This window comes from Gottfriedia acidiceleris (genome assembly GCF_002128425.1).
Classification (GTDB): Bacteria; Bacillota; Bacilli; order Bacillales; family Bacillaceae_G; genus Gottfriedia; species Gottfriedia acidiceleris.
This window is the reverse complement of sequence record NZ_NESS01000002.1, coordinates 393,372-417,671: the sequence shown is the minus strand read 5'-3', so window position 1 is coordinate 417,671 and position 24,300 is coordinate 393,372. Positions and strand designations below refer to the sequence as shown.

Genomic DNA, 24,300 nt, shown 5'->3' with positions numbered 1-24,300 from the left:
ATTTATTTCACCTCCATATTGAGTAATGAAATAGCTGTAGCTTCATCTGTTATTAACGTCGTAATATCCTTACCTTTTAAAGCTCCGTAAATGGCATCAATTTTTTTCTCACCAGCAGCCACAGCTATCACATTTAAGGACCTTAGACTCTTCAAGTCCGTTCCGATTAGCTTTTTATGGTGAGGCAAATCAATAATTTTACCATTTTGATCATAAAATTGACCTAAAATATCGCCGACTGCATACTGATGTTTAATAAATGTCAGTTCGTTCATGGTCATTTTTTCTTCCTGAATAAACGTGGCATCGGGATAAATACCTCCAATACCAACAATGATATATTTTGTTTATTTAGCCAGCTCGAGAATGTCCTTTATTAAAGGTTCAGATCAGAATTTTCCTGCCATTTCTTCGGTTGAAGTCAAAAATGGAGCAGGAGTTACATGTATTTCCAGAAACTTTTCCAAACCACCCTTTTTTTGACGACGATTATGGAGTTAGTAATGAACTACTCCTGTTAAGATCACAAAATTGTTAAGCATTAAATCGTTTTAGAACGGCTCTTCCCCCAACCAATGCCAACCATTTCATTCGGCTGCAGTTTTTTCTGTAAATACTGAGCAGCTGCCTTTGATTAAGAATCGCTCACATCCATTTTTTTAGAGGGGTTGGTATAATTCATTTTGAATTAAGTTCACTTTATAGTAGTACCAAGCTACTTTCATCAGCATATTTTCTTGGCTCAGCTACTACACCCCTTAACGAAATTTCCCACGAAAAAAATGTTCGCCTGCTTATTAGAAATATATCCATAATTTTAATAATAAGACCTTACAAAATAAGTTTCCGGACATTCAAAATTTATTTCAGACTGGTAATATTTTTCTAACTTTTTTCTGTAATAATTAACTACTGTTGTCTCCATGTACAGAAGAATTATATGGTAAATTTTTTTGGACAGTTTGTAAGTGTTTCTGAACTTTTTATTGGGGCAGTGACAAAAGTCCAATGAATCGTAACGAACTCTACTAGAAATACATCAGGTATGGAAGCAATCTCTGGAATTAATGTTTTAAGGGGGACCATGTCCGTACAAAAAGGGGAGATTCACGCAATTGTAGGTGGAAATGAGGAGAAAAATCGACTTTATTGAAAACATTACTGGGCATTACAACGTACCATAAAAGAGATACTTGTTAATCCGGGATGACCACTAAGGTCCATAAAAATAGCAATATATTAATTACAATTGTAGAGCTTAAATGTAATATAAAGTCAATTGAGTGGAAACTTATCCGTGGAATTGTCCGCACTTTTGTTATTTATATTTAACTCTATAAAAAATTAAATTTAAAAAAACCTTGAAATTTCAAGGTTTTTTCATTATATTTTCTCTACTACTACTGCAGTTCCATATGCAACAATTTCACTCATATTTTGCCCAATTTCACCTGAATCAAAGCGCATCATGATAATTGCGTTTGCATCCATTTCACTTGCGTTTTTAGTCATTCGATCCATCGCTTCTTTTCTTGCATCCTCAAGCATAGCAGTGTATTGTTTGATTTCTCCACCAACAAGACTTTTTAGACCAGCTAAAATATCGCCACCTAATCCTCTACTACGGACAATTACTCCAAATACAGGTCCTTTTACTTCAACTAGTTTATACCCTTCAATATTTTCAGTTGTAACTACGATCATATTATTCACCTCAAATTTTTTATTTTTTACACAAATATCATATTTATCCAAATTTGTATATGTATTTCAATACCATTTTTATACTTCAATAGTTAAAAATGGAAAATTCGAAACGTATATTGTAATAATTCTATGTAATATACTTAATCCCTTTTTATTATAGTGAATTTCAATTTTATAGAAAATTATTATTAATTAATATTTGCAGAACTGATTTTTCTACTTCATTTGGGGTCTTTTCATTTACATCAATTATCATAGTCTTAAAATGCTTATACCAAACTTTTTCATATTTTAATCAAATGAACTTCTTGGATAAGGATTTTCAAATAATACTTGGAAATTTTTTAATAGATTTTCTAATCGTTTCGCAAGTGTTGTTTTTCCACTAGCCATTCCGCCTTGAATCGAAATAATCTTTCTTATTTTATCATCTACCTACTTATCGCTAGTACGATCTTATTTCATCATAATATTATCCTCACTTAATTACCAACAATTAGCATTTTCGATTATAATAATGTTATACTATCATTTTTATTTAACGAGTTAGTTAAGGAGAATTTATGCTTACAATTTTCATCATAATCGGGGGTTTACTTTTACTATTATTTATTCTTTATGGACCAATACCTAGTTTACTTACGCGTTTATTTAAAATAGTTTCAATCCATCAAGTTTCAAATAATAGTCAAAAACGCATAGCATTAACTTTTGACGATGGCCCACATCCAGTTTATACGACCTTACTTTTAGATTTACTCCGAAGGCATTCCATTAAAGCAACTTTTTTTGTATTAGGTTCAGAGGCAGAAAAGTATCCAACGATTATTAAAAAAATACATGAAGACGGTCACTTAATAGGAATACATAATTATAAACATAAATGCAATTGGTTTCTCAGTCCAAAAAAATTAAAAAATCAAATAGAAAAGACAGCTAGTATTATTAGGGAATTAACGAACAATGATCCACTGTATTATCGACCACCTTGGGGATTAGTGTCACTCCCTCTACTATTTCAAAAGAAACTCAAAATTATTTTATGGTCTGTAATGGCAAATGATTGGAGTAGTAAAAAAGGAAGTGAAGGCATTTATACTCGTTTGATAAGTCAAACGAAACCAGGATCAATTATTTTATTACATGATAATGGAGATACATTAGGTGCAGATGAAGATGCACCTATTCATACAATAAAAGCTTTAGAAAGATTTATTGAACATTGTTTTCAAAACCAATATCAATTTGTTAGGATTGATGATTAGTTTTTAATTCAAACCAAAAACCACAAGGATACATTTATACCTTGTGGTTTATTTACGTATTCATCTATGAAATTGAACTAAAAATATCATTTACAATTAATTGTGAGCTAAAACCTTTATTTAATGCAGTTAAAGAAGTTTTCATTTGTTCTAAATGATTTGATTTGAACAAAACTCGATTAATATAATATGTTAATTCATTCAAAGACTTTACTGTAACTGAAGCACCTGCACTTTCAAATAATAGAGAATTCTCTTTTTCTTGACCTGGCGTTGGTTTATATAGGATTGTTGGTAAACTACATGCAATACATTCCGATAATGTAATACCACCAGGCTTTGTTATTAACAGGTCAGATTTTTTATATAAATTACGTATATTATTTACGTATCCAAATACTTGTAGGCGGTCTTCGTATTCTTCTTTCAACTTGCTTAATTTATTATAAAGGATGTGATTATAGCCACAAACAACTGCTACATTAAGTTTTGTTTCAGCAAGTAACTGCTTGGCCATTTTTTCTACGTCCTTTAATATTCCAACTGCCCCAGCAACTATTAAGATTTGATCGTTTGATTTCGATTTGCTTGTTCCTTCTTTTAAATAATCTATTTCTTTAAATTCTTGTCTAAGCGGTATACCACTTACAAATATTTTCGATAAAGAAACGCCTAGATTTATCATCTGATGTATTAATCCTTCCGTCGCTATATAGTAGCGATCGATTTCCTTATGAATCCAAGAGCGGTGGATATAATAATCGGTTACAACTGTATATAGTTTACAAGGATGTGATGAATACTTTTTCCATTTCGCTACAGATCCAACTGGAAATGTGGTAATGATAATATCTGGTTTTTCTTTTTGAAGTATGCTTTTTATATTCTTGCCACATATTTCTAATAGCCTGTCAAAAATGACTGTGCTAAATAATTTCTCAGTCCCATAGAAGAACCATTTATAAATTGTTTGAGCATGTTGGAATAATTGCAAATGTATACTTTTAGCGAATACATTTATTGTCGGATATGCTTCTTCATATATATCAATAATTGTTACATCGTTAAAGTTTATATGTTCAAACTCACTTTTTAACGCTTTTGAGACTTCTTTATGCCCATTTCCAAAACTGGATGTAACAACAAGTATTTTAGGCTTCAATACCATACTGATCAACCTCTCAGAATAGACAAATTAATTAAACAAATGTATGAAATAACATTGAGATTACAACTGCAAATGATAGATAGTAATGCCAGTTTTTATCTTTGCGTTTATATCTTAAAAACCCAAAGATTCCTAATGGAAGTAATAGCAAATAAGTTATTACACCTGAAATATAAACAGCATCTGTTTTCCATTCAAAAAAAGTCATAATCACAGAGTGTACTGTAATCAAAGCAAAAGTAATTAACGAAATCGGGACATGTATTAACTTGCACCATTTCAATAATTTACTCAAGTATTTCTTGAATTGCTTTTTGTCATTTAATTTTTTTAATCTAATCAAAAAATAAAGTGGAAAGAGAATAAATGCCGCAAATACACCTAATCTACCAAGGGATCCCTTATCTTTCGCGTAATATTTCAAAGGATTCATTTTATGAAATCCATGTTGTATTCCATTTTGTATATGGGGTCCTATATTTGTTAATAATTCAGTTCGATGCATGACTTTCCACCATGCAATGATGAAAATAATGATGGAGATTAATACTGCTATATAAATTAATTTTCTCTCAGATTTATTTTTTATCCAATTTCTAATCATTTTGATTCGATCCTTTCAAATATTGAAGGATTATTGAAAATTCATAACCCCTACTCAAGAATTTTCCCTTCCTTTTTTATATAAAAAATGTACAAAATAAAAGTGAAAATTTAATGAAAATAGAATTATGTTTTAGTGAAATTTAGACTTTTTGTTTTAATCTTCTTTTCTTACTTATTTTTTTTAGTACATCGATTATGATTGGAATGATTGAAACAAAGATGATTCCAATAGTTAATAGACCAAAATGATTTTTAACAATTGGAATATTACCAAAAAAGAAACCAACCGACATCATTAGTCCAACCCAAAGTGTCGCTCCGAAAACGTTATATGAGATAAATTTTGAATAATTCATTTCACCAATCCCAGCTACAAATGGAGCAAATGTCCTAACAATCGGAATAAACCTTGCTAATACAATAAATTTAGGACCTTTTTGATTGTAAAAGTTTTCGGTTTCATGAATGTATTTTAAATTTATTATTTTAGTCTGACTAAATTTTCTTCCGAATTTCCTACCTATAAAATAATTTAAAGTATCACCTAAACTAGCTGCGATAATGAAAAGGATTAATAATCCAAAAAAGGTTAATAAATGTAAGGATGCAAGTGCACCTGCAGTAAAAATTAATGAATCTCCTGGTAAAAATGGTGTCACAACAAGTCCAGTTTCCAATAAAATAATGAAAAATAAGATGAAATAGGTTATTGATCCATAATTGTGTACAAAAGTTAATAAATGTTGATCTAAATGCAATATGAGATCAACAAAATTTTTTATAATCTCCATGTAAATCTAGCTCTTCCTAAAATTTTCTCTAACTGTTTTTATAAATTTGAAACAAATATGAAAGAGGAATTTTAATTTTAAAAGTGCTTCCTTTTCCAAATTCACTATTAACAATGATTTCGCCATTGAAAGATTCGATAATCGATTTTGCGATTGATAACCCGAGCCCCGTATTCCCCTCATCTCTTGACCTATGCTCTTCGATTCGATAAAACCGATTAAATATTTTGTCTTGTAGTTCTTTTGCAATACCAATTCCATTATCACTTATTTCATAATAGAAATAGTTTGCTTTTTTTTCTGATCTTACGTAGTAATTTAGTGATATTGTACAATCCTCAAGTGAGTATTTAATCGCATTATCAACAAAGATATTAATCAATTGTTTTAGACTCTCTTGATTTGTTTTAACAATAAATTCCTCTTTATTCATTAGCTGTATTTTTTGTTTTTTCTCTATTGCTTTATATTGCCATGCTTTTTGAATTTGCTCAGAAAAGACATCGATTCTAAATTCTTCTAAATTAACTTTGGCGATTTGTTTATGATCAAGTCTTGCTAGAAACAGTAATTGATGGACTAGATTACGGGTATCGCTTAATTCCTTCTTTAAGTCGGATAAGGTTTCTTTTCCAAATTCAGAGAGGCGATTTTGCTCAACGCTTAATACATCAATACCTGCCTGTAATACAGACAACGGTGTTCTTAATTCGTGTGAAGCATTTTCTACAAATTCCTGCTGCTCTTTATAAGATGCAATAATCGGTTCCATTGCCTGATTTGTTATTTTTTTGCCGAAATAGTACGCCATAAAACAAAAGATAATGGAGAGTAAAAATGAGATACTAATAAACTGCTTTATTAAATAAATTACTGATGATAAGTCTTTACCACTGTAAATCGTACCGAGGTAATTATTTGATGAATCATACACCTTTTCTGCAGCAATCATTAAATTTAGTTCTTCTTTATGATGAGGAACTATTCGTTTAATAACTACTTTATTTTGATTGGGACTAACCTGCTTTAAAACTTTTTCTATATCCTTTGTATACCCGGGAGCTGTTTCATCATAGATCTCAAATCCATTATTTTTATTTAAAAAATAATTAAAATAAACATTTTTACGTTTATGTTTTCTTTGAATATTGTCATCATTTGGACCAAGAGAGGCAGCATTCATTTTTACTTCCTTTATTTCTTCCTTTAATACTGTAATTAGATCACTCTTTTGGTCTAAATAAATGTAAAACGACAATACAATTCCTACAGAAATATTAAATAATAGAATGAAAATCATTAAAATTCTAAGATTGAAAAATGTTAATCGCTTGCTAATTTGCTGAAATAAGGAGATCTCATTTTTCGATTGTATATCCAACACCTCTAACACTCTTTATATAAGTTTTCTGATTTGGTACATCAATTTTTTTTCTTAAATTTTTTACATACGCTTCAACAGCATTGCTTGTTACCTCTGATTCAATTCCCCAAACTCTTTCAAAAATAACTTCTCTAGTGAGCACAATTCCTCTATTTTTTACTAATAAATCAAATAATTGTAATTCTCTTTGAGTTAAAATTATTTGTTCATTTCCTCTATATAAATTAAAATTTGTCCGATTATATGTTAAGTCTTCGATGGAGATTATTTCATCTTGAAGTGGCGCAAAATTCCTACGATTGAGTACTTTAATTCTTGCGGCAAGTTCACTAAAATCAAATGGTTTGATTAAATAGTCATCCGCTCCAGCTTCTAATCCTTCAACACGATAGTTAATACTATCTCTCGCAGTTAACATTAAAATAGGTCCTTTAAATCCATCTTTTCTTAACTTTTTGCATATTTCTAAACCACTAATTTCAGGTAACATCCAATCTAAAATAATTAAATCAAAATCATAGTGAGTAGCTAATTCTAAAGCTTGCTTTCCATTAGTAGTCCATTCGATTTGAAATGGAGTTTGCGTTTTTAGCAAATGGGTTGTCATTTTTCCTAATTTCTGATCGTCTTCAGCAAATAAAATTTTCAAAAGATGTCTCCTCTATTAAGTTCTTGTTCAGTAGAATTTAATTTTTTTCTCGTATTAAAAGGTAGCTTATTGATTATTCTTTCGTATATTTTCATTAATGGTTCTGTTAATGATGAAGTTTTTAAAACACCAATCGCGACTATACTAGCCAAAATAAATGCACCAATAATATCAAAGGGATAATGTACCCCAACATAAATTCGTGAAACGCCAACTAATATTGCCCATACAAGTGAAAAAATACCTAAACGATCTTTTCTAAGCAATAAAATAAGAGCTGTTGAAAATACTAATGTTCCGTGATCACTTACAAAAGATGAATCGGATGAATGTGAAATTAGTTTCGTCACATGGTGATCAACAAATGGACGTGCGTGGTAATAAAATTGATGGATTATAAAGTTACTGCCTAGTGCTAAAATAAGTGTTAAAACGATATAAAAAGCAGTATGCTTACGTTCGTTACCTTTTTGAAACCATAAATAGCATAAAATTCCTATTACGATTAAAATGGCTGATTTAGATAAAAATATCATTAAATTATCTAATGCTGGCCATTTACCAGCAAAACTATTTATTAATTTAAAAATTGAGTAGTTCATTAAAATTTCCTCCGTTTTTTGATTGGAAATTATTATATAAAAGTTTTATGAAAAATTGATGAAAATTCAGTTGTGAACTTGTTGTTCAAATAAAAAAAGATCTATTTTAAAAATAGCTCCTTTTTACTGAAATTGCACAAACAATAAGAGTACTGTTTGCTAAAGTGAGTAATTTAATTTACAGGTTAAGGTTATGATTCAATATTTTTTCATTATTTACATTAAGTCTGTTTCAATAATTTTTCTTCAATAACATGTTTATAAATAACTTCTGCTAATTCTTTCTCTACTTCGAATCTTGAATTTTCGGATAAATCGAATTGACTTCCGTTTAATATAAAGATGATGCCAAATTGTTTTTCTTCTTGCCAATATAAATTACTGATTAATCCGTATGCTTCACCCGCATGTCCAATCATTTCTTTATAATCCGGTAAGAAGTCGTGGCTAATATGAAAACCAAGACCCATTTTACTAAAGAAATGATTACTTTCTTCTCTAGACCATTGAATTGATTTCATTAATTTTGAAGTTTTTTGTTCAAGAAATTGTTGTCCATATAGACTCCCGTTTAACATATGTGCTCGTAAAAACTTACTTAATTCAACTGCTGATGTCCTTAGTCCACCTTGAGGTTCAAATAATCCACCGTGATTACCTATGATGTATTGATCCCAATGAGTTTTCGAATATTCTCTTTGCTTAACATCATCAATCGTTACTTTATATTCGTTTGTCTCTTTATTTTTTTCATATAGGTTTGCAAGTTCATGGATATTTTTAATATTTGAATATGAAAAAGCTACATTCTTCATTTCTAAAGGTTCAAATATATTTTGTTTGATATACTCGTCATAGCGTAAATTAGTGACTTTTTCAATAATTGAACCACATATGATAGCACCAATATTTGAATACATCCAATGATCCCCTGGTTTACAGTCCCCCCATGTTTCATTTGTAAAATACTTTCCATTTACAACTACTAAATCTTCAAGTTTTAAAGAAAAATTTGAATGTCCTTCTCTAATAAACTTTGCATAAACACTATTTGATGCATCGTCTGAGTTTAGTGAAGATGTATGAGTTAAAATTTGTCTCAAAGTAATGTAAATGTTTGGGAATTTAGGATTTCTTACTTTAAATCCTAAATAATGACTAATATCATTATCTAACTCAATTAATTTTTTTTCGACTAATTGCATGATTGCTGTGGCAGTAAAAAGTTTTGAAATAGAAGCAATACGAAACATCGTATTTTCCGTAACTAAGTCTCTTGTTTCTAAATTCCGAAATCCATAAGCATCAGACCAAATTAGTTTATCTTTTAAAACCGCTGCTGCTTGACAGCCGACAATATTAAATTTGTCCATTATTAATTGGATTTCTTTCGTGACTAGTTTATTTTTTTGAAGTTCAATATTTTTTTGCATTTTAACCTCTCCAATCTATAAATTTCAAGTGAATTTTATGTAAAATACTGTAAATTTTTTATATAAAAAAATTTTTTTAAGTGAAGCGTTTTCAAAGTTATTTTAATATTGTAATAGTCCCTACCTGTTGCTAAAATGAATCATAGGAAAATGGAATTAAGGGGATAGAATGGGATGATTTTGATCGAGGTTTTTGTTTATGCAGGAATTATCGCTGCTAGCATTTCGGGTACTTTGGTTGGTATTCAAAAGAAATTAGACTTATTTGGTGTTGTTTTTTTAGCAGCTTGTACTGCGCTTGGCGGAGGGTTAATTCGTGATATTATTTTAGGTCAAACGGTACCGAATGCTTTTGCAAAACCTCAATACTTTATCGTAAGTACAGTAGTTTCCATCGTAACATGGTTATTTTATCAACGAACAATGCAGTTCCAATCAACCTTAATCATTACTGATGCAATTGGTCTAGGTGTTTTTACAGCAGTTGGTTCATATTCGGCGATTGATCACGGTTTAAAAGGTTCGTTTTTAATTATTTCAATGGGTTTAATTACTGGAATTGGTGGTGGAATTATGCGTGATGTATTCGCACGAGAAATTCCATTTGTATTCCGAAAAGAAATATATGCAATTGCAGCAATTATTGGCTCTATAACAATTTTGTTTACACATAATGAATTTACTAAACTTCAATCTTTGTATATTTGCTTTCTAATTACAACTGCAATTAGAATGATCGCTGTACGATACAAAGTAAACTTTCCGATTCGAAATGTGAATGATAAATCGTTTTTACTTTAAGCTTAACAAAAATGTTAAGCTATTTTTAATGGTCCCAATCAATAATTGATTAGGACCATTAATTTATTACTTAGAAACACTACTTGATTCTATGTATTCTTTATATAAAATTTCTTTTTGTACATATTCTTTTAGTTCATCAATTACTTCAGTTACTTTTGAAAATGCTTCAGGCTTCACAACTGTATCATTTTCAAAATCAACTGGGTCTAAAACAAGTTGTTTCGGTAATGCATTACCATATACACCACGTATAACTGTTCTCATACTATTTAAAGCGTTAATACCGCCTTTTCCGCCACCAGCTACTGCTAATAAAGAAATTGGCTTTTTCTTGAATGGCTCAGAGCCTAATAATTCAACTAGGTTTTTTAAAGCTCCACTCATCGCATTATTGTACTCTGGTGTACAAAGGACGATTCCATCAGCTTTAACTAATAATTCTCTAATTGCTTTAACTGCTTCTATTTCTTTTTGTTCAGGTTCCCCGTTATAAAGAGGAACTTGTTCAAATGCTAAATCTAAATTTGTATAATTATTAGACTCTGCGATTTGTTTAGCTAAGAATCTAGTTCGACCATTTGCTCTTGGTGAACCATTTACTACGACGATATTCATTTAAATTCCCCTCACAATATAAAATTGTTGTCACTTAATTGACAATTTTTACTAATAATACTTTAAAACTTCAAATTATAGTATAAATGAAAACTATTTATTTGCCTATTATTTTAAACTGAATTTAAAGAAAACTTAATTATTTTAGAGTAGGTATTAGCAAGACTTTACGGTATCTCTTTCTCCATTTAAAGAATAAAAATATAATATAAAGAATGAGGCTTATTCAAAAAAATCGCTTGATTGTTCAACGTTTTTTTGAATAAGCCTCATTTTATTATAATTAAAAATCTTCGAAATCATTGTACCGATAGACTTGGAAATAATAACATTAGAGCATCTCACAAATAGAGTATACTATGATAATGTTTCAATAAGCACAATTATGAAAGGCATTTAATTGATTCCAAAATGAGTAGGATTGCTCTAAAACGTTTTTAATGAAGTAGGAGTGGTTAACTGTCTTCCAATAGAGTCGTAAATGATGTTAGCCTTTTTAGTATTAGTAAGTTCATAGCAGTTTCTTCCATCTAGAATAATTGGACTTTTCATTAATTCCTTGTATTTTAATAAGTCAAATTTTTTTACTTCATCCCACTCAGTAAGTATGAAACAAATATCTGCACCTCTAATCGTTTCTTCAATTGTACTATAATAATTTATGTGTTCATCGTATAATTTTTGAAAATTATTAACTCCCACAGGATCCCATGCCCTAACATTTGCTCCCTCGTTAAGCATAATTGGAATATTGATTAAGGATGGGGATTCTCTTAAATCATCCGTACCAGGTTTAAAAGTAAGTCCAAGTACAGCAACCTCTAATCCTCTTAAGCTATCAAAATAATTTCTTGATTTAGTTATTAATTTTAGTTTTTGATTTTCGTTTACTTCTATAGCAGCTTTTATCGTTTTTAATTCATAATCATAAAAATTAGCTAACCAGTATAAAGCTTTTGTATCTTTTGCAAAACAGGATCCACCGTACCCTATACCAGCATTTAAGAATTTATTTCCTATCCTACTATCAAGACCCATACCAAGCGAAACATCATCAATATTTGCTCCTGTGATTTCACAAAGATTAGCTATTTCATTAATATAGGAAATTTTTAGGGCCAAAAAATCATTTGATGCATATTTAATCATCTCAGCACTTTTACGATTTGTAACGATTATTGGAGCACCAAAATCCTTATAGACTTCATTTAAAATATCTCCAGCAATTTTTTCCTCTACTCCAATAACGATTCTTGAAGGATTTAAGGTATCCTGAACTGCTGTACCTTGAGACAAAAACTCTGGATTTGAAGCAATTCTAACATTAACATTATTAAATAGGTTCGTTTTAATTAATTCATCAATCATATCATTTGTTCCAATTGGTACAGTTGATTTGATTACAACAATACAGTCTTTTTCAACAAATTGAGCAATTTGGATAGCTACTTCACTAATGTAGCTTAAATTAGCGGATCCATCATGATTTTCTGGAGTTCCTACCCCGATGAATATGACATCAGCATCTTTAAAAGCTTCCTTATGATTTGTAGTAAAGTTTAACCTCACCATATTTTTTACCATTAAATCCTCTAAATAAGGTTCGTAAATTGGTGAAACTCCAGATTTTAATAAGGATACTTTTCTATCATCTATATCTACACAAGAGACAGTATGTCCTTTTTCTGCTAGACAAACACCTGTTACCAATCCAACGTATCCAACTCCGACAACGGCAATTTTCATAAATTTTTCACCCTTATCTTCTTTAGAATATGGCTCCAAATCACTTTTAAGATCAAAAGTCTAATTAAGATTTATTTTTTATAAAAATTTTATTTCATGGAACCTACTTGTCGTCTTTTTTGTCAAACTGATTTGAAGGTCTTAAAACGGAATCATTTATTTTATTTCACTACCAATAGACCTCTAGGGAGTTTCCATTGTATAAATCCTAATAAAAAATCTGCTCCCGTATAATTGAGAGGAAGATTGTTAGCCACTAAGAGTTGATTCTTCATTTTCTTTATTCTTTTTATTATTATTACGATAAATCATAACATTTCTAATATATACAAACACACTAGGCAGTTGCCCGAGAATAAATACCGGGTCCTTACGATAAATGGCATAAATAGAAAGAATGATTGAACCTAGAATACTATATACCCAAAATGAAAATGGAATGATTGTCTGTTTAGCCTTTTCACTAGCCAACCATTGAGTCAAAAATCGTAAGGAAAATAAGGCTTGACCTATAAATCCAAAAGTAATCCAAATTAATTCTCTAATTGGAATAGCCATTTAATATTACACTCTCCTATCTTTTATATTTTACCTACTGCATTCTTGATGATGCTACGGAGAATGAAATAATATTTTATGACTTCATCTTGTATTTAATCACCCGTTTTTTTAACCAACCTATTACAATTGCATCCATAAGTCCGACAAATGCTCTATCAAAAACACCATATTTTGAAACTCCAAATTCTCTTTCTTTATGGTTTACTGCAACTTCAATGACTTTAAACCCATTCATTTTAGCTAAAGTTGGTAAAAAACGATGCATTCCCTCATGTAAATAATAGCTTTGTGCAACTTCTCGTTTCATTAATTTCATTGGACAACCAGTATCATAGATTGTATCGTTCGTTAATTTATTTCGCACGCCATTTCCAATTCGAGAGGAGATCTTTTTTATATATGTATCCTGTCTTCTAACCCTCATCCCATTCGCGAAATCATAATCTTCCATATAAGGCATTAAAGTGAATATATCACGAGGATCCGTTTGAAGATCTGCATCAATTAATGAAATATACTCACCACTAGCTTCCCTCATTCCTGCCCAAAGTGCAGCCGTCTGACCACAATTATCTTTAAAATATACGGCTTTGACATGGGGATCTGCTTGTGCTAACTGATTAATTAGTTTTGCACTGTTATCTTTACTTCCATCGTCAACTAGTATAATTTCATAGTCTTTTATTTTGCCTTTAACCGCATTTGTGATAGTTTGATAAAGATTATTTATATTTTCTTCTTCATTATAAATTGGGGCTACAACAGATAATTTAATCATTCTTATCCCCCTTATACCATTTTATAAATTGCTTAATCCCATCTTCAAAAACTGTTATAGGCTTATAACCTAATAATTTCTTTGCCTTTGAAATGTCAGCATACGTTTTTTGAACATCACCAGGTTGCATTGGAAATTTTTCAAATGTTGCTTTTTTGTTTAATACCTTTTCGATTATAGTAACCATTTCATTTAGAGAAATGGTTTGACTCTCACCTAAATTAACAATTTCATAAATATTGCGATAATTCTCTACGTAATGTAAAGACTTTTCAATCCCATCTACAATATCTCCAATATACGTATAATCCCTTTCAGACTGACCATCTCCATAAAAAGGTATTGCCCTCCCCTCATCTATCAATCTCGTAAATTTATGAATCGCAAGATCAGGTCGTTGTCTTTCTCCGTATACAGTGAAAAACCGAAGAAGCAACATATCGATCTCAAATAGATGATGATAAGTATGACAAATAACTTCGCCACTTTTCTTTGTTGCCGCGTAGGGTGAAATAGCAAAATCTACATTATGTTTTTCTGAAAAGGGTACTGTTTGATTATTTCCATAAACAGAAGATGAAGATGCAAAAATTAATTTTTTCACATGATACTCTTTCATTTTTTCTAATAGTTTTACTGTTCCATGAATATTAACATCTATATATCCTATCGGATCTTCAATAGATGGTCTTACACCAGCATTTGCAGCTAAGTGAATCACTGCATCTATTTTTTCTTCCCGAAAAATAACATCAAAACTTTTGCCATCTGTAATATCAGCCACATATAAACGATAGTATTGATTCGTAACTTTCTTAGCTAATCTTATTAGGTCTTCTGCTTTATTATAGAATTCAAAATTTGTAGTCATTCCCATACTTTCAAGTACATTTTTAATCTTTATTTTGTAGTCATAATAGTTTGAGAAGTTATCTAGATTAATAACCCTATTTCCTTTCATCATAAGTCGCTCACAAATGTGTGAACCTATAAAACCAGAACCACCTGTCACAAGATATGTTTTAATTTTAAGTCACCTCGGTTACTTATCTAAATTATTATATCTACTCATAAAATTTTCAATAAAGTACTAGTTGAGATTTTATATAGTTTTATTAAGTGGCCGATTCAACTTCTATTTGTTTTTTATTATGTTCACCAGATTTTTTGCTTGTTAATTTAATTGATTTTAAGAAGAATGCAGCAAACGCACCTACAATAATGAATCCTAATGCAACAAAAAATACATTGTGTAATGATTCCATTAATGACGTTTTAATAATTGGTAGCATTCCTTCTAAGATTTGATTTGGAATTAACTTCTTAGCATCTTCATTAAATAACATTGTAAAAACAGATTGAGGTGTTGTATTTATCATGCCTTTAAATTTGTCTACTAACGGTGCAGCTTGTTCTGGTAATCTATTTAAGTATGGTACTAAATCATTGTTTAGAAGTGTTCCTGATTTACTATTCATTACTGAACCTAAAACAGTTGCTCCAAATGTACCACCAATCGAACGGAAGAATTGACTAGAAGATGTAACAATCCCTAATTCCTTCTTATCAAATACTTCTTGAAGAGCAAGAGTAATTGTCGGCATTACTAAACCAATCCCTAAACCCATAGTTCCCATAAATACTGTAGCAATTGTTTTACTTGAATCCATATCTAAAGTTGTTAATAAGTATAAACCTAATGCAATAACGAACATTCCTGTTATAATTTGTGGTTTAATCCCTACTTTAAATACAATTTGCCCTCCAATAATACTTGCGATGATCATTGTAATCATCATTGGCGTCATAATTGTTCCTGATTGTGTCGCGCTAACCCCAACAATACCTTGCATGAAGAATGGTACAAACATAATAGCGCCAAACATCGCAATTGTCATAAAGAAGCCTATTAAGTTTAAAGTAACAAAAGTTCGATTCTTGAATAAATGCATTGGTAAAATTGGCTCTTTAGCTTTATTTTCTATAATCACAAAACTAATAATTCCCACTATAGCTAACGTAAATAAACCAATAATTTGCCAAGAATTCCAATTATATTCAACTCCACCTAAACTTAAAGCAAGGAGTAAGCTGACTACCCCAATGATCATTGTTACCATGCCTGCGATATCGAAATTGATTGGTCCTGAATTTTTTCTACCTTTGAGACCTAATCCAATAAAGACTGTTGCTACAATACCTACTGGAAGGTTGATATAGAAAACCCACTTCCAGTTTAATGAGTCAACGATCCATCCACCAATTTGAGGTCCAATTACTGAGGCTAGACCGTAAAGACCACCAAAAACCCCTTGGAATTTCGCACGTTCCTTGCCAGTAAATAAATCACCAATTACAATCATCGCCATTGGCATCATGACACCGCCGCCAATACCTTGGATACCACGATAAATAATTAATTCTGTCATATTATTAGCAATACCACAAAGCGCAGATGCTGCCATAAAAATAACTAAGCCTGCAATGTATACGCTTCTACGGCCCAATAAGTCGGCTAATTTACCTGCAATTGGTACAACTGTGGTTGAGGTTAATAAATAAGCTGTTGTAAGCCAAGTCATTATACTTAAGCCGCCAAGGTCTCCAACAATTTTAGGCATTGCAGTACCTACGATCGTTCCATCTAATGCTGAGAAAAACATTGCAATAATAAGACCAATTAGTAATAGTTTACGATTAACTTCTTTTTGAGTAGAAGTATTTGTGCCCAAAGTTTTTGCTCCTCTCTCACTAAATACCAAGAAAACTCTTTGGATTATTTTTTGTTAATCAGCTGGTATTTGCAAGCTTTTCAGTAACCTTTACAAATTGTAGAAGCTCTTCTTCAGTAAAATTAAGTAGAATACCTTCAAACATTTCTTTCCGATCATTGATTATTGAATCTAATTTTTTCATGCCTTTCTCAGTTAACAAAATATTTACAACTCTGCGGTCTTTTTTATCATGTTCTCTATAAACAAAGTTATTTTGTTCAAGTCGATCAATCATAAATGATACCGCACTAGGTTTAACGCCCATTATTTCTACGATTTCAGAAATTTTACAGCTCGTATTCTTACGTAAGTACATTAGTACATGAAATTGAGTAGCTGTTACCCCATGTTTATTCATATTCTCTGTCATTTTAGGCTGCATTTTATGAATAGTAGTTTGAAGTGCAATCTGAATTCGTTCGATGTATTCATTCGTGCTACCCAATATATTAACCTCCTTTATTATTTAATTAACATTAATATTTAATATACGTTAAATACTATTCGTTACAAACAAAAAATATCCTCTTATGTAGAACATTAATTCCTTCAATAGTTCACCTGATGAATTAAAAACTTAATAGGCAGATTTGCTATTAATAGATAATCCATTAGCAACTATCGTAAAAGCTGGTACTGATTATAGTAAGACTCACTATAGAAAAATCTGATTATCAATATATATGTATATATTTTATTAGACAGGATCAAAGGAAACTTTCGATTGCAGTTATGTCACTTTATAGTCTGTCTGAGTCTACTTACCGTTTTCATATATTTTGTGCACTACCTCAATATGAATACATAATCGTAAATGCCCACATTTATTAATATGGGCATTTACAATTATGTAAAACCAAAGAAACGGTGAGCTTCCAATTCTTAACTATTTTTAAGAAATCTTTAAATAGTTTTTTATATTATTACTAACTAACTAGTATATTGTATTAGTTTCTTATCATGATAAGTGAGAGTTTCTTTATTTTTACCTTGTTTTAAACAATTGATATAATAATAATGTATAATATATACTTAATTAACAGAATATTGAAATTACACATGAAATGGATGTGATACATATTGGGGAATATGGCAGTAAATAAAAAGGCGACAATTAGTATCATTATTGCAATGGCTACTTTCGGTACAGTAGGTTTCGTCGCTCCTAAAACAGGCCTAAAAGCCATTGATTTAGTTTTTATTAGATGTGTTTTTGCAAGTATCTTTTTATTTGCTGTTTGGTATTTTTCAGGATTAGCTAAAAAAGAAATATTTAATAAAAAAGATATAACTCTTTCGTTATTTAGTGGGATCTTATTAGTTTTGAATTGGGTATTTTTATTTAAATCATTTGAAAATCTATCGGTTACAATTTCAGTTTCAATTTACTACTTAGCTCCAGTTATTTTATTTTTATTAGGAAGTCTAATTTATAAAGAAAAAATAACGCTAGTTCCTTTACTTGGAGTTTTAAGTAGTTTTATCGGATCAATCCTTTTATCCGGTATTAATTCCGATTTTACAATTGATAAATTCCTTTCTTCAGGTGTTATTTGGGCATTTCTTGCTGCAATATTTTATGGATTATTAATGATCGTGAATAAAGGGATTACACAAACGAGTTCATATTTTACGACTTTACTTCAGACAACATTAGGTTTTCTATTTTTAATTCCATTTGTTAAATTTGATTCTTTTCAAAACTTGCATATAGAAAACTGGAGTTTTATTTTGATTATTGGATTTGTTCACACAGGCGTTATCTATGCATTATTCTTTGGAAATATTCGATTTTTACCTTCTAATATAATTGCTGTGTTAACATTTTTAGATCCTGCAGTTGCAATTGTATTGGATATAGTTATAACAGGGTTTAAACCAACACCAACCCAAATAATTGGAATTTTTATGACATTTTTAGGTATCGCTTTAATTCTGTTACTGAACTCACCGAAAAAGGTATCGCAAAATTCAAATGAAAAAATCGCAAATTAACGATTCATTCAGTTAAAAAGAACTTTAACTACATTGTCAAACTATACTAAAAGGACTATAATAAAGTCATAAAGAATATACTAAAAAGGGATGTGCTGCGAACACACCCCTTCCGAGTAGTAATTGGTAAAGTTGCTTTCCTCGGATCCAGTGAAGAAATAATCACCACAACCATTCGAGGGGTAGGGTGGTTATTTTTTTTTGCTAATAGAAATGATAATACCGATTATGCTTAAGATTACAGTTGCGGTTATCCCAACACTCTGAATAATTAAATTTGCAATCTCATAACCAGTCACATTCTCACCTCCCTTCTTAGCGAAGAAAGGCACCTACCACAACTCTACTCTACCTAATTTTACCATAAGTATATTCAAAATACTAGAATGTATGTTCTGTTTTTTTAGGATTTAATTTTGAGCCATTTAGTGCATAAGAGAGGATTAACATTACTTCAACGGCAGCTTTTGAACTTGATAAGGGTAATAGAATTATGAAGCTAGAAGGTATATTCAAACAGAACGTTGGTTCTTTTTTCTATACGAAGTGTTCAGATAATATCAATGCCGGGTAGATCCGCAACTTTATTCAAGATCCTCTACACTTCAACAACGCTCAATATGTATCGAGTTTACATAATAATTTCAGATAAATAAAAAGAAACACTTGTTTTAAGTGCTCCTTAATTTATTGATCGTACAATTCCATATAAGATAGCTTGTATCATTCCAACGACAAAAGCAACGGAAGAAATCGCTATAATGTAATCTAAGCTCATATTTCGAAATACCATTTTTTTAATTCTTCCATTTTTTCTTTTACTTTCTTTCGTAATGAAGTCTTTTCTTGAGTGGCTGCCGTTTCTAATAAAAGTTGTTGATCTTGTTTTCTTTGTTTTCTCCATTCTTCTAACAGTAAGCTGGTCTGCTTTTCACGTTGCTTTAATACTTCTTTATGTTGTAGATCCATCTTATTAGAAAGTCTTTCTTCCATTTCATTCATTAGTTTTCCAATTGTTTGCAATTGGTGTTCATTGTTTATCTGTATTAGGTGCTCTGTTAAGTTAAATGATTTTTTTTCGTCTATCATTTCAGTATTATGTATTAATCTATTGGTTTGCTCTATTATCATTCTCGCAGACTTCTCTAACGTCATACCATCATGCTTACTTAATTCAATTAGTTTTTCGAATATCACGAAATCATAATTTGAATATTGTCGATGTCCTCTACTATTCTTCTTGATTGAATAACCAACCTTCTCTAAGATGTCCTGATACTTTCTGAAGGTGCTAGGTTTCAACTCCAACTGCTCTCTTATTTGAGAACTAGTTAATATAACTTCTCCGTCTATCATGCCCTCACACTCCTTACAATGCTTATATTCTATACTGGCATGCTATCTCCTTTTTGCATTTGTTAGATTAAGTCATGTATTTACGAATTAAATATTTACCCCGATGATATAGTTAACTTTTGAAAACAAAAGGTTTATTGTATTTAGCAAATAAAAGAGGACCACAACTTAAGTGTGACCCTCAATTTTATTTCTTCTTTTGTATTTTAATTTATATTCAGTAACTTAAATAGTTAATTCAATATCAATGTTATCTGATTTTAGATCAAAGTATCATGCTAAATACAAATATTTAATTTAAAAGATATGACATCAAAAATATTACAAATACTGTTAAACCTGCTGATATTTTTAAATTCCTACCTAAGTTTAAATGATTCATCATATCTCCTACTTTCAAATAAAATATTGGTTGTAATATTATTATTATAAAAATGTATTTTTAGAAAATTCGTTAATTGCTACAGATTAATCATACTAAGTATTCTGTTTTATTTCCATGTATAAAGTGTGAACATTATTCTATGAAAATTTTTTAACAATTTTAGCTGTTATATTGACACATATATATAAACCCCAAAATAAAAAACTCATTTCAAAAAATCTTTGAAAATGAGTTTTATGATTGTTAATTATTTTGAATCAAACATTGATATACTGCCATCATATCACGTTTATTTAGTTCTCTTATACGATTGAAAATCGGTATGTCTTTAACTTCTTCCGTTATTAAATTTTCAGGTACAATTTCACTTACTTTACCAGTGAGCCATGTTTGAACCGCAATACCCTCAACAAGCTGCTGACGTCCACTCTCATTGATCCCACTAGCATAACAGCTAACACAAGGAATTGTTAATTTATATACCCCATCATGTAGATTATCTTCAGAAATTACTTTCTTTCCTTTACAGAACGGACAAGGATTACTTGCTTTTATTTTATTAATTAGAGTAACAATTTTTTTATATCCAAATGCTTCATAAACATATGTTAGTTTTTTGAATTTACCATTTGTAAAATATTTGTCTATAATGTCTTCTCTAGTTTCATATATATCTTTAAAATCAGTTATCGTTACTAAGTTTTTATTGCTTACTTCTTCAATATTTGTCTTAACACGATCCCAAAATGGTAAAGCATTTTGTAAGACAACTTCATATCCAACGAAACTTGCTTGTTTTATTTCTAGCATTTTTAAAGCAACCTGTTGCTCTCGTGATAGTAAAGAAACTTCTATTGTCAAAGCTGATTCTCCACCAACAATTGATTTTATTTCTTCTAAAACTGTTAGCTGACCAACCGTTTTAATTACTTGATCTACAGGCTGATTTATTATTTCACGAATATCAGAATCACCAAACATTAATTTTTTGTGATGGTTTAATACTGTGCCTTCGCAAATTGGACATGTAATTTGCTTCTTTGAAGCCTTCATTTGTTCTTTAATAGTCGATTTCGAAATAGACATATACCTTCCAATAATGGTGTTAAAGCCTTCCCATAATCTTTGCGTCTTTCCAGCTTTATCATAAAAAGTTTTTTCATAATATCCATATAAAAAAGTATGCTTTTCTGCTTCTGACATCTCATTAAAACTTTTACTAATGTCATGACCTAGTTCATTTTTAATTTCATCAAATAGGAATTGTAATTTAGGATATTGGTAATATTTTAAAACTTCCATTACATCTGGATGCAATAAGCCTTCCCAAAATGGTACTGTTTTATCTTGAATGACTACATCAATATCAAACTTCTCAATTACTCTACGGCCAGAGCAAGATGGACAATGATTTTCTTGGTTATAAAAGTCAAAGCTTCTTGAATCCTTATTAGTTGGATGTGAAGCAACAATTTGATTAATTAGTCCACCAATTTCATATAAAAATGTATATTGACTATATAAATGTCTTTCTAAATCAATTGCAATAACAGGAAGAATAGCATCTGCTTCATATTCCCCATAAATAAGTCGTGCCATTGATGATAGACTTTTTAATATTCCACCCTTATATATGTTTTCAGCATTTTTGAAATAATTTATATTATTTTCTTGTATATATTGAACGCCATTTTGTACTTTGAGCTCTGATGAAATATGCGCTTGACGCTTTTCATTGTCCTGTTTTAATTGATTAAAATAGTCATCATGACCTACAACTTCAAGATGTTCAACAGGCGTTATCTTTCTTTTTCCAAAATCTACAATATAATCTGAGCTTTCTAACATGTATGCATTGTGTTCAATCATCATAATGGAAATCGATTCATCATTTAGAATATCTCGAATACTATCGATAAATTGATTTAATATATTTTGTGATAATCCTTTTGAAGGTTCATCAAAAATAAATAGAGTATGAGGGTTTCTTGAATTAGAAAATAGTTCAGAAACTAGATGTACACATTGAAATTCTCCAGTTGATAGTGTTTGTGTTTTTCTTTCAAGTGTGAGATAGCCAAGACCAAGTTTGATTAATAGGCTTAATCGCTTATGTGCAATGTCTTCGTTCGGTAGTTCTTCAATAATATCCTCGATTGAACGTTGGAAAATATCATCAATTTCATTACTATATTTTGTTAACTTTCTTTTTATATCTAAAAATGTAGCAACTGTTGAACGACTCGTAATCGATTGGTTTCGATCCTGCCCTACCATCACTAATTTATCTTTAGGATATCGTTTTAAAAAGTCTTTTGACATACACTCATTTACTAGAGTTGATTTACCACAACCGGATTCGCCGGTAAAAGTAACTAGTCTATTTTTAGGAATTTGTATCTCTTGAATTTGGATATTGCGACAATGAAGATCTTTAAACTCATAAAACTCATTAGGCAAAGTTTGATTTCTTTGGCAGTAAATTGGTTTTGGTCGTGGAGACTCTTCAACAATTTTACCGCCATACTTTCCACTGCCGGGTCCAAAAAATACTTGATCATCAGTCGCGTCTAATACAGTATCAGAATGGTCAATTAACCATATTTGATTTTTCAATCCTAATTCCTTTATCTCATCTAATATTCTAATTAACGTATCATGATCAAGCCCTACCGAAATTTCATCGATTATAATTACTGTATTTTCACTAGTTGCCATAAATTCGGCTAAATAAAGTCGAGTTATTTCTCCACCAGATAATGTTCCTGTTATTCGATTTAAAGATAAATAGCCAATATTCATTTTGATTATATTGTTGAGTAGATGCTGTTTAGCTTCACTAATTTGTAATTCTTCTGCTAGTGATAAAATTGTTTCGACACTTAAGTTATTAATATCTGAAATAGAATGTGGACGTTCAAATAACTCAATTGTATATTCTTCAATTTTTTGATTAAAACGGTTTCCTTTACAATTTTTACATTCAATATTTTTTGTAATTCCACGACCTTTACAATCCGGACACCAGCCTAATTCATTATTAAACGAAAAAACTTCTGGAGAAAGATTAAACTTTTCTGCAAGACTTACACGAATGTCTTTAAATACACCAGTATGTGTTCCAAGTGTTGAACGTGGATTAGTAGAAATGGATGATTTGCCTAGGAAAAGTACTAATGGCATATCTTCCATCTTAATAGCACTAAAATTTGTATCCATAATGTTTGGAAACAAATATTGATATTCAGCCTTTGGAAGTAAAGATACAAGTCGTTTCTTTGATTCTTCCCCAATTGTTTGACAAAAGGTTGTTTTACCAGAACCAGATAATCCAGCAATTCCTAACGACTGATTCTCAGGTAAAATTGCATCTAATTTATTAATATTATTTGCAATTAGTTGACTTATTTTCAAATTCTTATCCTCTCTTGTCTCTCAATTTTTGTATAAATTATGTAGACTCTTTCCTTATATGACCTTTAATATATGCAATTATACTTACATTAAATATTTTAACAATTTAAGACAATACAAGCTATAGTTCGTAAATGATAAGTTATATTTAGATGAGGGATTACACTAAATTTTAAAACAAACCGAAATTTAATTTCTTTATTTTTTAGATTTTTTTGAAATTTTGTTTCATATCTTATAGACAATACTTTCCATTTTTGATAGTTT

The 24,300-nt window shown here is 30.2% G+C and carries 21 protein-coding genes and 1 pseudogene; 3 read left to right on the top strand and 19 right to left on the bottom strand.

The features are described from left to right. Positions 1-2 precede the first annotated feature (2 nt). The 3 genes and pseudogenes from B6K90_RS24065 to B6K90_RS23340 form a co-directional block, all read right to left on the bottom strand. Positions 3-335 carry a sugar-binding domain-containing protein gene (locus B6K90_RS24065; protein WP_328588105.1) on the bottom strand — a complete coding sequence of 111 codons (333 nt, stop codon included), beginning with the start codon at positions 333-335 and terminating at the stop codon, positions 3-5. A 1,048-nt stretch (positions 336-1,383) separates the two neighbouring features. Then, a complete protein-coding gene (locus B6K90_RS05955; protein WP_088011817.1) occupies positions 1,384-1,704 on the bottom strand; it encodes a YbjQ family protein in 321 nt (106 codons plus the stop codon). 312 nt (positions 1,705-2,016) lie between these two features. Continuing rightward, a pseudogene (locus tag B6K90_RS23340) lies at positions 2,017-2,130 on the bottom strand (ATP-binding protein); the annotation flags it as partial. 140 nt (positions 2,131-2,270) lie between these two features. On the opposite strand from B6K90_RS23340, the gene B6K90_RS05950 reads away from it, so the two are divergent. Further along, entirely contained in the window at positions 2,271-2,972 is a 702-nt protein-coding gene (locus B6K90_RS05950; protein WP_088011816.1) for a polysaccharide deacetylase family protein, read from the top strand. Between the two features lie 64 nt (positions 2,973-3,036). Here B6K90_RS05950 and B6K90_RS05945 read toward each other — a convergent pair whose 3' ends face one another. From B6K90_RS05945 to B6K90_RS05915, 7 genes are all read right to left on the bottom strand, one after another. After that, positions 3,037-4,140, bottom strand: a complete 1,104-nt coding sequence (locus B6K90_RS05945; RefSeq protein WP_088011815.1) for an MGDG synthase family glycosyltransferase — start codon at positions 4,138-4,140, stop codon at positions 3,037-3,039. Positions 4,141-4,171: 31 nt separating this feature from the next. Further along, positions 4,172-4,744 (bottom strand): hypothetical protein, encoded by a 573-nt coding sequence (locus B6K90_RS05940; protein ID WP_088011814.1) that lies wholly within the window; start codon positions 4,742-4,744, stop codon positions 4,172-4,174. A 142-nt stretch (positions 4,745-4,886) separates the two neighbouring features. Then, positions 4,887-5,537, bottom strand: coding sequence for a VTT domain-containing protein (locus B6K90_RS05935; RefSeq protein WP_088011813.1), 651 nt, complete (start codon positions 5,535-5,537; stop codon positions 4,887-4,889). Positions 5,538-5,565: 28 nt separating this feature from the next. Beyond that, on the bottom strand, positions 5,566-6,795 hold the full coding sequence (locus B6K90_RS05930) for a sensor histidine kinase (RefSeq protein ID WP_167555287.1): 1,230 nt from the start codon (positions 6,793-6,795) through the stop codon (positions 5,566-5,568). A 100-nt stretch (positions 6,796-6,895) separates the two neighbouring features. Beyond that, a complete protein-coding gene (locus B6K90_RS05925; protein WP_088011811.1) occupies positions 6,896-7,570 on the bottom strand; it encodes a response regulator transcription factor in 675 nt (224 codons plus the stop codon). After that, the gene (locus B6K90_RS05920; RefSeq protein WP_088011810.1) at positions 7,567-8,172 is read right to left on the bottom strand and encodes an undecaprenyl-diphosphatase; all 606 of its coding nucleotides are present in this window, start codon (positions 8,170-8,172) and stop codon (positions 7,567-7,569) included. Before B6K90_RS05920 ends, B6K90_RS05925 begins: the two co-directional genes overlap by 4 nt. A gap of 221 nt (positions 8,173-8,393) precedes the next feature. Next, complete coding sequence (locus tag B6K90_RS05915) at positions 8,394-9,605, bottom strand: serine hydrolase domain-containing protein (protein ID WP_088011809.1); 1,212 nt, start codon at positions 9,603-9,605, stop codon at positions 8,394-8,396. Between the two features lie 174 nt (positions 9,606-9,779). Here B6K90_RS05915 and B6K90_RS05910 point away from each other — a divergent pair, with 174 nt between their 5' ends. Continuing rightward, positions 9,780-10,406 (top strand): trimeric intracellular cation channel family protein, encoded by a 627-nt coding sequence (locus tag B6K90_RS05910; protein WP_088011808.1) that lies wholly within the window; start codon positions 9,780-9,782, stop codon positions 10,404-10,406. 66 nt (positions 10,407-10,472) lie between these two features. On the opposite strand, the gene B6K90_RS05905 is transcribed toward B6K90_RS05910, so the two are convergent. The 7 genes from B6K90_RS05905 to B6K90_RS05875 all read right to left on the bottom strand — a co-directional run bounded on the left by B6K90_RS05905 (position 10,473) and on the right by B6K90_RS05875 (position 17,328). After that, positions 10,473-11,024, bottom strand: a complete 552-nt coding sequence (locus tag B6K90_RS05905; RefSeq protein ID WP_088011807.1) for an NADPH-dependent FMN reductase — start codon at positions 11,022-11,024, stop codon at positions 10,473-10,475. Positions 11,025-11,450: 426 nt separating this feature from the next. Beyond that, a complete protein-coding gene (locus B6K90_RS05900; protein ID WP_088011806.1) occupies positions 11,451-12,770 on the bottom strand; it encodes a UDP-glucose dehydrogenase family protein in 1,320 nt (439 codons plus the stop codon). 249 nt (positions 12,771-13,019) lie between these two features. Then, positions 13,020-13,328 carry a lipid-A-disaccharide synthase N-terminal domain-containing protein gene (locus tag B6K90_RS05895; protein ID WP_088011805.1) on the bottom strand — a complete coding sequence of 103 codons (309 nt, stop codon included), beginning with the start codon at positions 13,326-13,328 and terminating at the stop codon, positions 13,020-13,022. A 76-nt stretch (positions 13,329-13,404) separates the two neighbouring features. Continuing rightward, entirely contained in the window at positions 13,405-14,109 is a 705-nt protein-coding gene (locus B6K90_RS05890) for a glycosyltransferase family 2 protein (RefSeq protein ID WP_088011804.1), read from the bottom strand. After that, positions 14,102-15,121: a GDP-mannose 4,6-dehydratase gene (locus B6K90_RS05885; RefSeq protein WP_268875894.1), complete on the bottom strand. Its 1,020-nt coding sequence runs from the start codon at positions 15,119-15,121 to the stop codon at positions 14,102-14,104. Before B6K90_RS05885 ends, B6K90_RS05890 begins: the two co-directional genes overlap by 8 nt. A gap of 103 nt (positions 15,122-15,224) precedes the next feature. Then, on the bottom strand, positions 15,225-16,841 hold the full coding sequence (locus B6K90_RS05880; protein ID WP_268875893.1) for an MDR family MFS transporter: 1,617 nt from the start codon (positions 16,839-16,841) through the stop codon (positions 15,225-15,227). Between the two features lie 58 nt (positions 16,842-16,899). Continuing rightward, on the bottom strand, positions 16,900-17,328 hold the full coding sequence (locus B6K90_RS05875) for a MarR family winged helix-turn-helix transcriptional regulator (RefSeq protein ID WP_088011802.1): 429 nt from the start codon (positions 17,326-17,328) through the stop codon (positions 16,900-16,902). A 644-nt stretch (positions 17,329-17,972) separates the two neighbouring features. On the opposite strand from B6K90_RS05875, the gene B6K90_RS05870 reads away from it, so the two are divergent. Next, on the top strand, positions 17,973-18,878 hold the full coding sequence (locus B6K90_RS05870; protein ID WP_139840686.1) for a DMT family transporter: 906 nt from the start codon (positions 17,973-17,975) through the stop codon (positions 18,876-18,878). 774 nt (positions 18,879-19,652) lie between these two features. Here B6K90_RS05870 and B6K90_RS05865 read toward each other — a convergent pair. After that, positions 19,653-20,234: a MerR family transcriptional regulator gene (locus tag B6K90_RS05865; RefSeq protein ID WP_088011800.1), complete on the bottom strand. Its 582-nt coding sequence runs from the start codon at positions 20,232-20,234 to the stop codon at positions 19,653-19,655. Positions 20,235-20,862: 628 nt separating this feature from the next. Next, positions 20,863-24,033: an ATP-binding cassette domain-containing protein gene (locus tag B6K90_RS05860; protein ID WP_088011799.1), complete on the bottom strand. Its 3,171-nt coding sequence runs from the start codon at positions 24,031-24,033 to the stop codon at positions 20,863-20,865. Positions 24,034-24,300 lie beyond the last annotated feature (267 nt).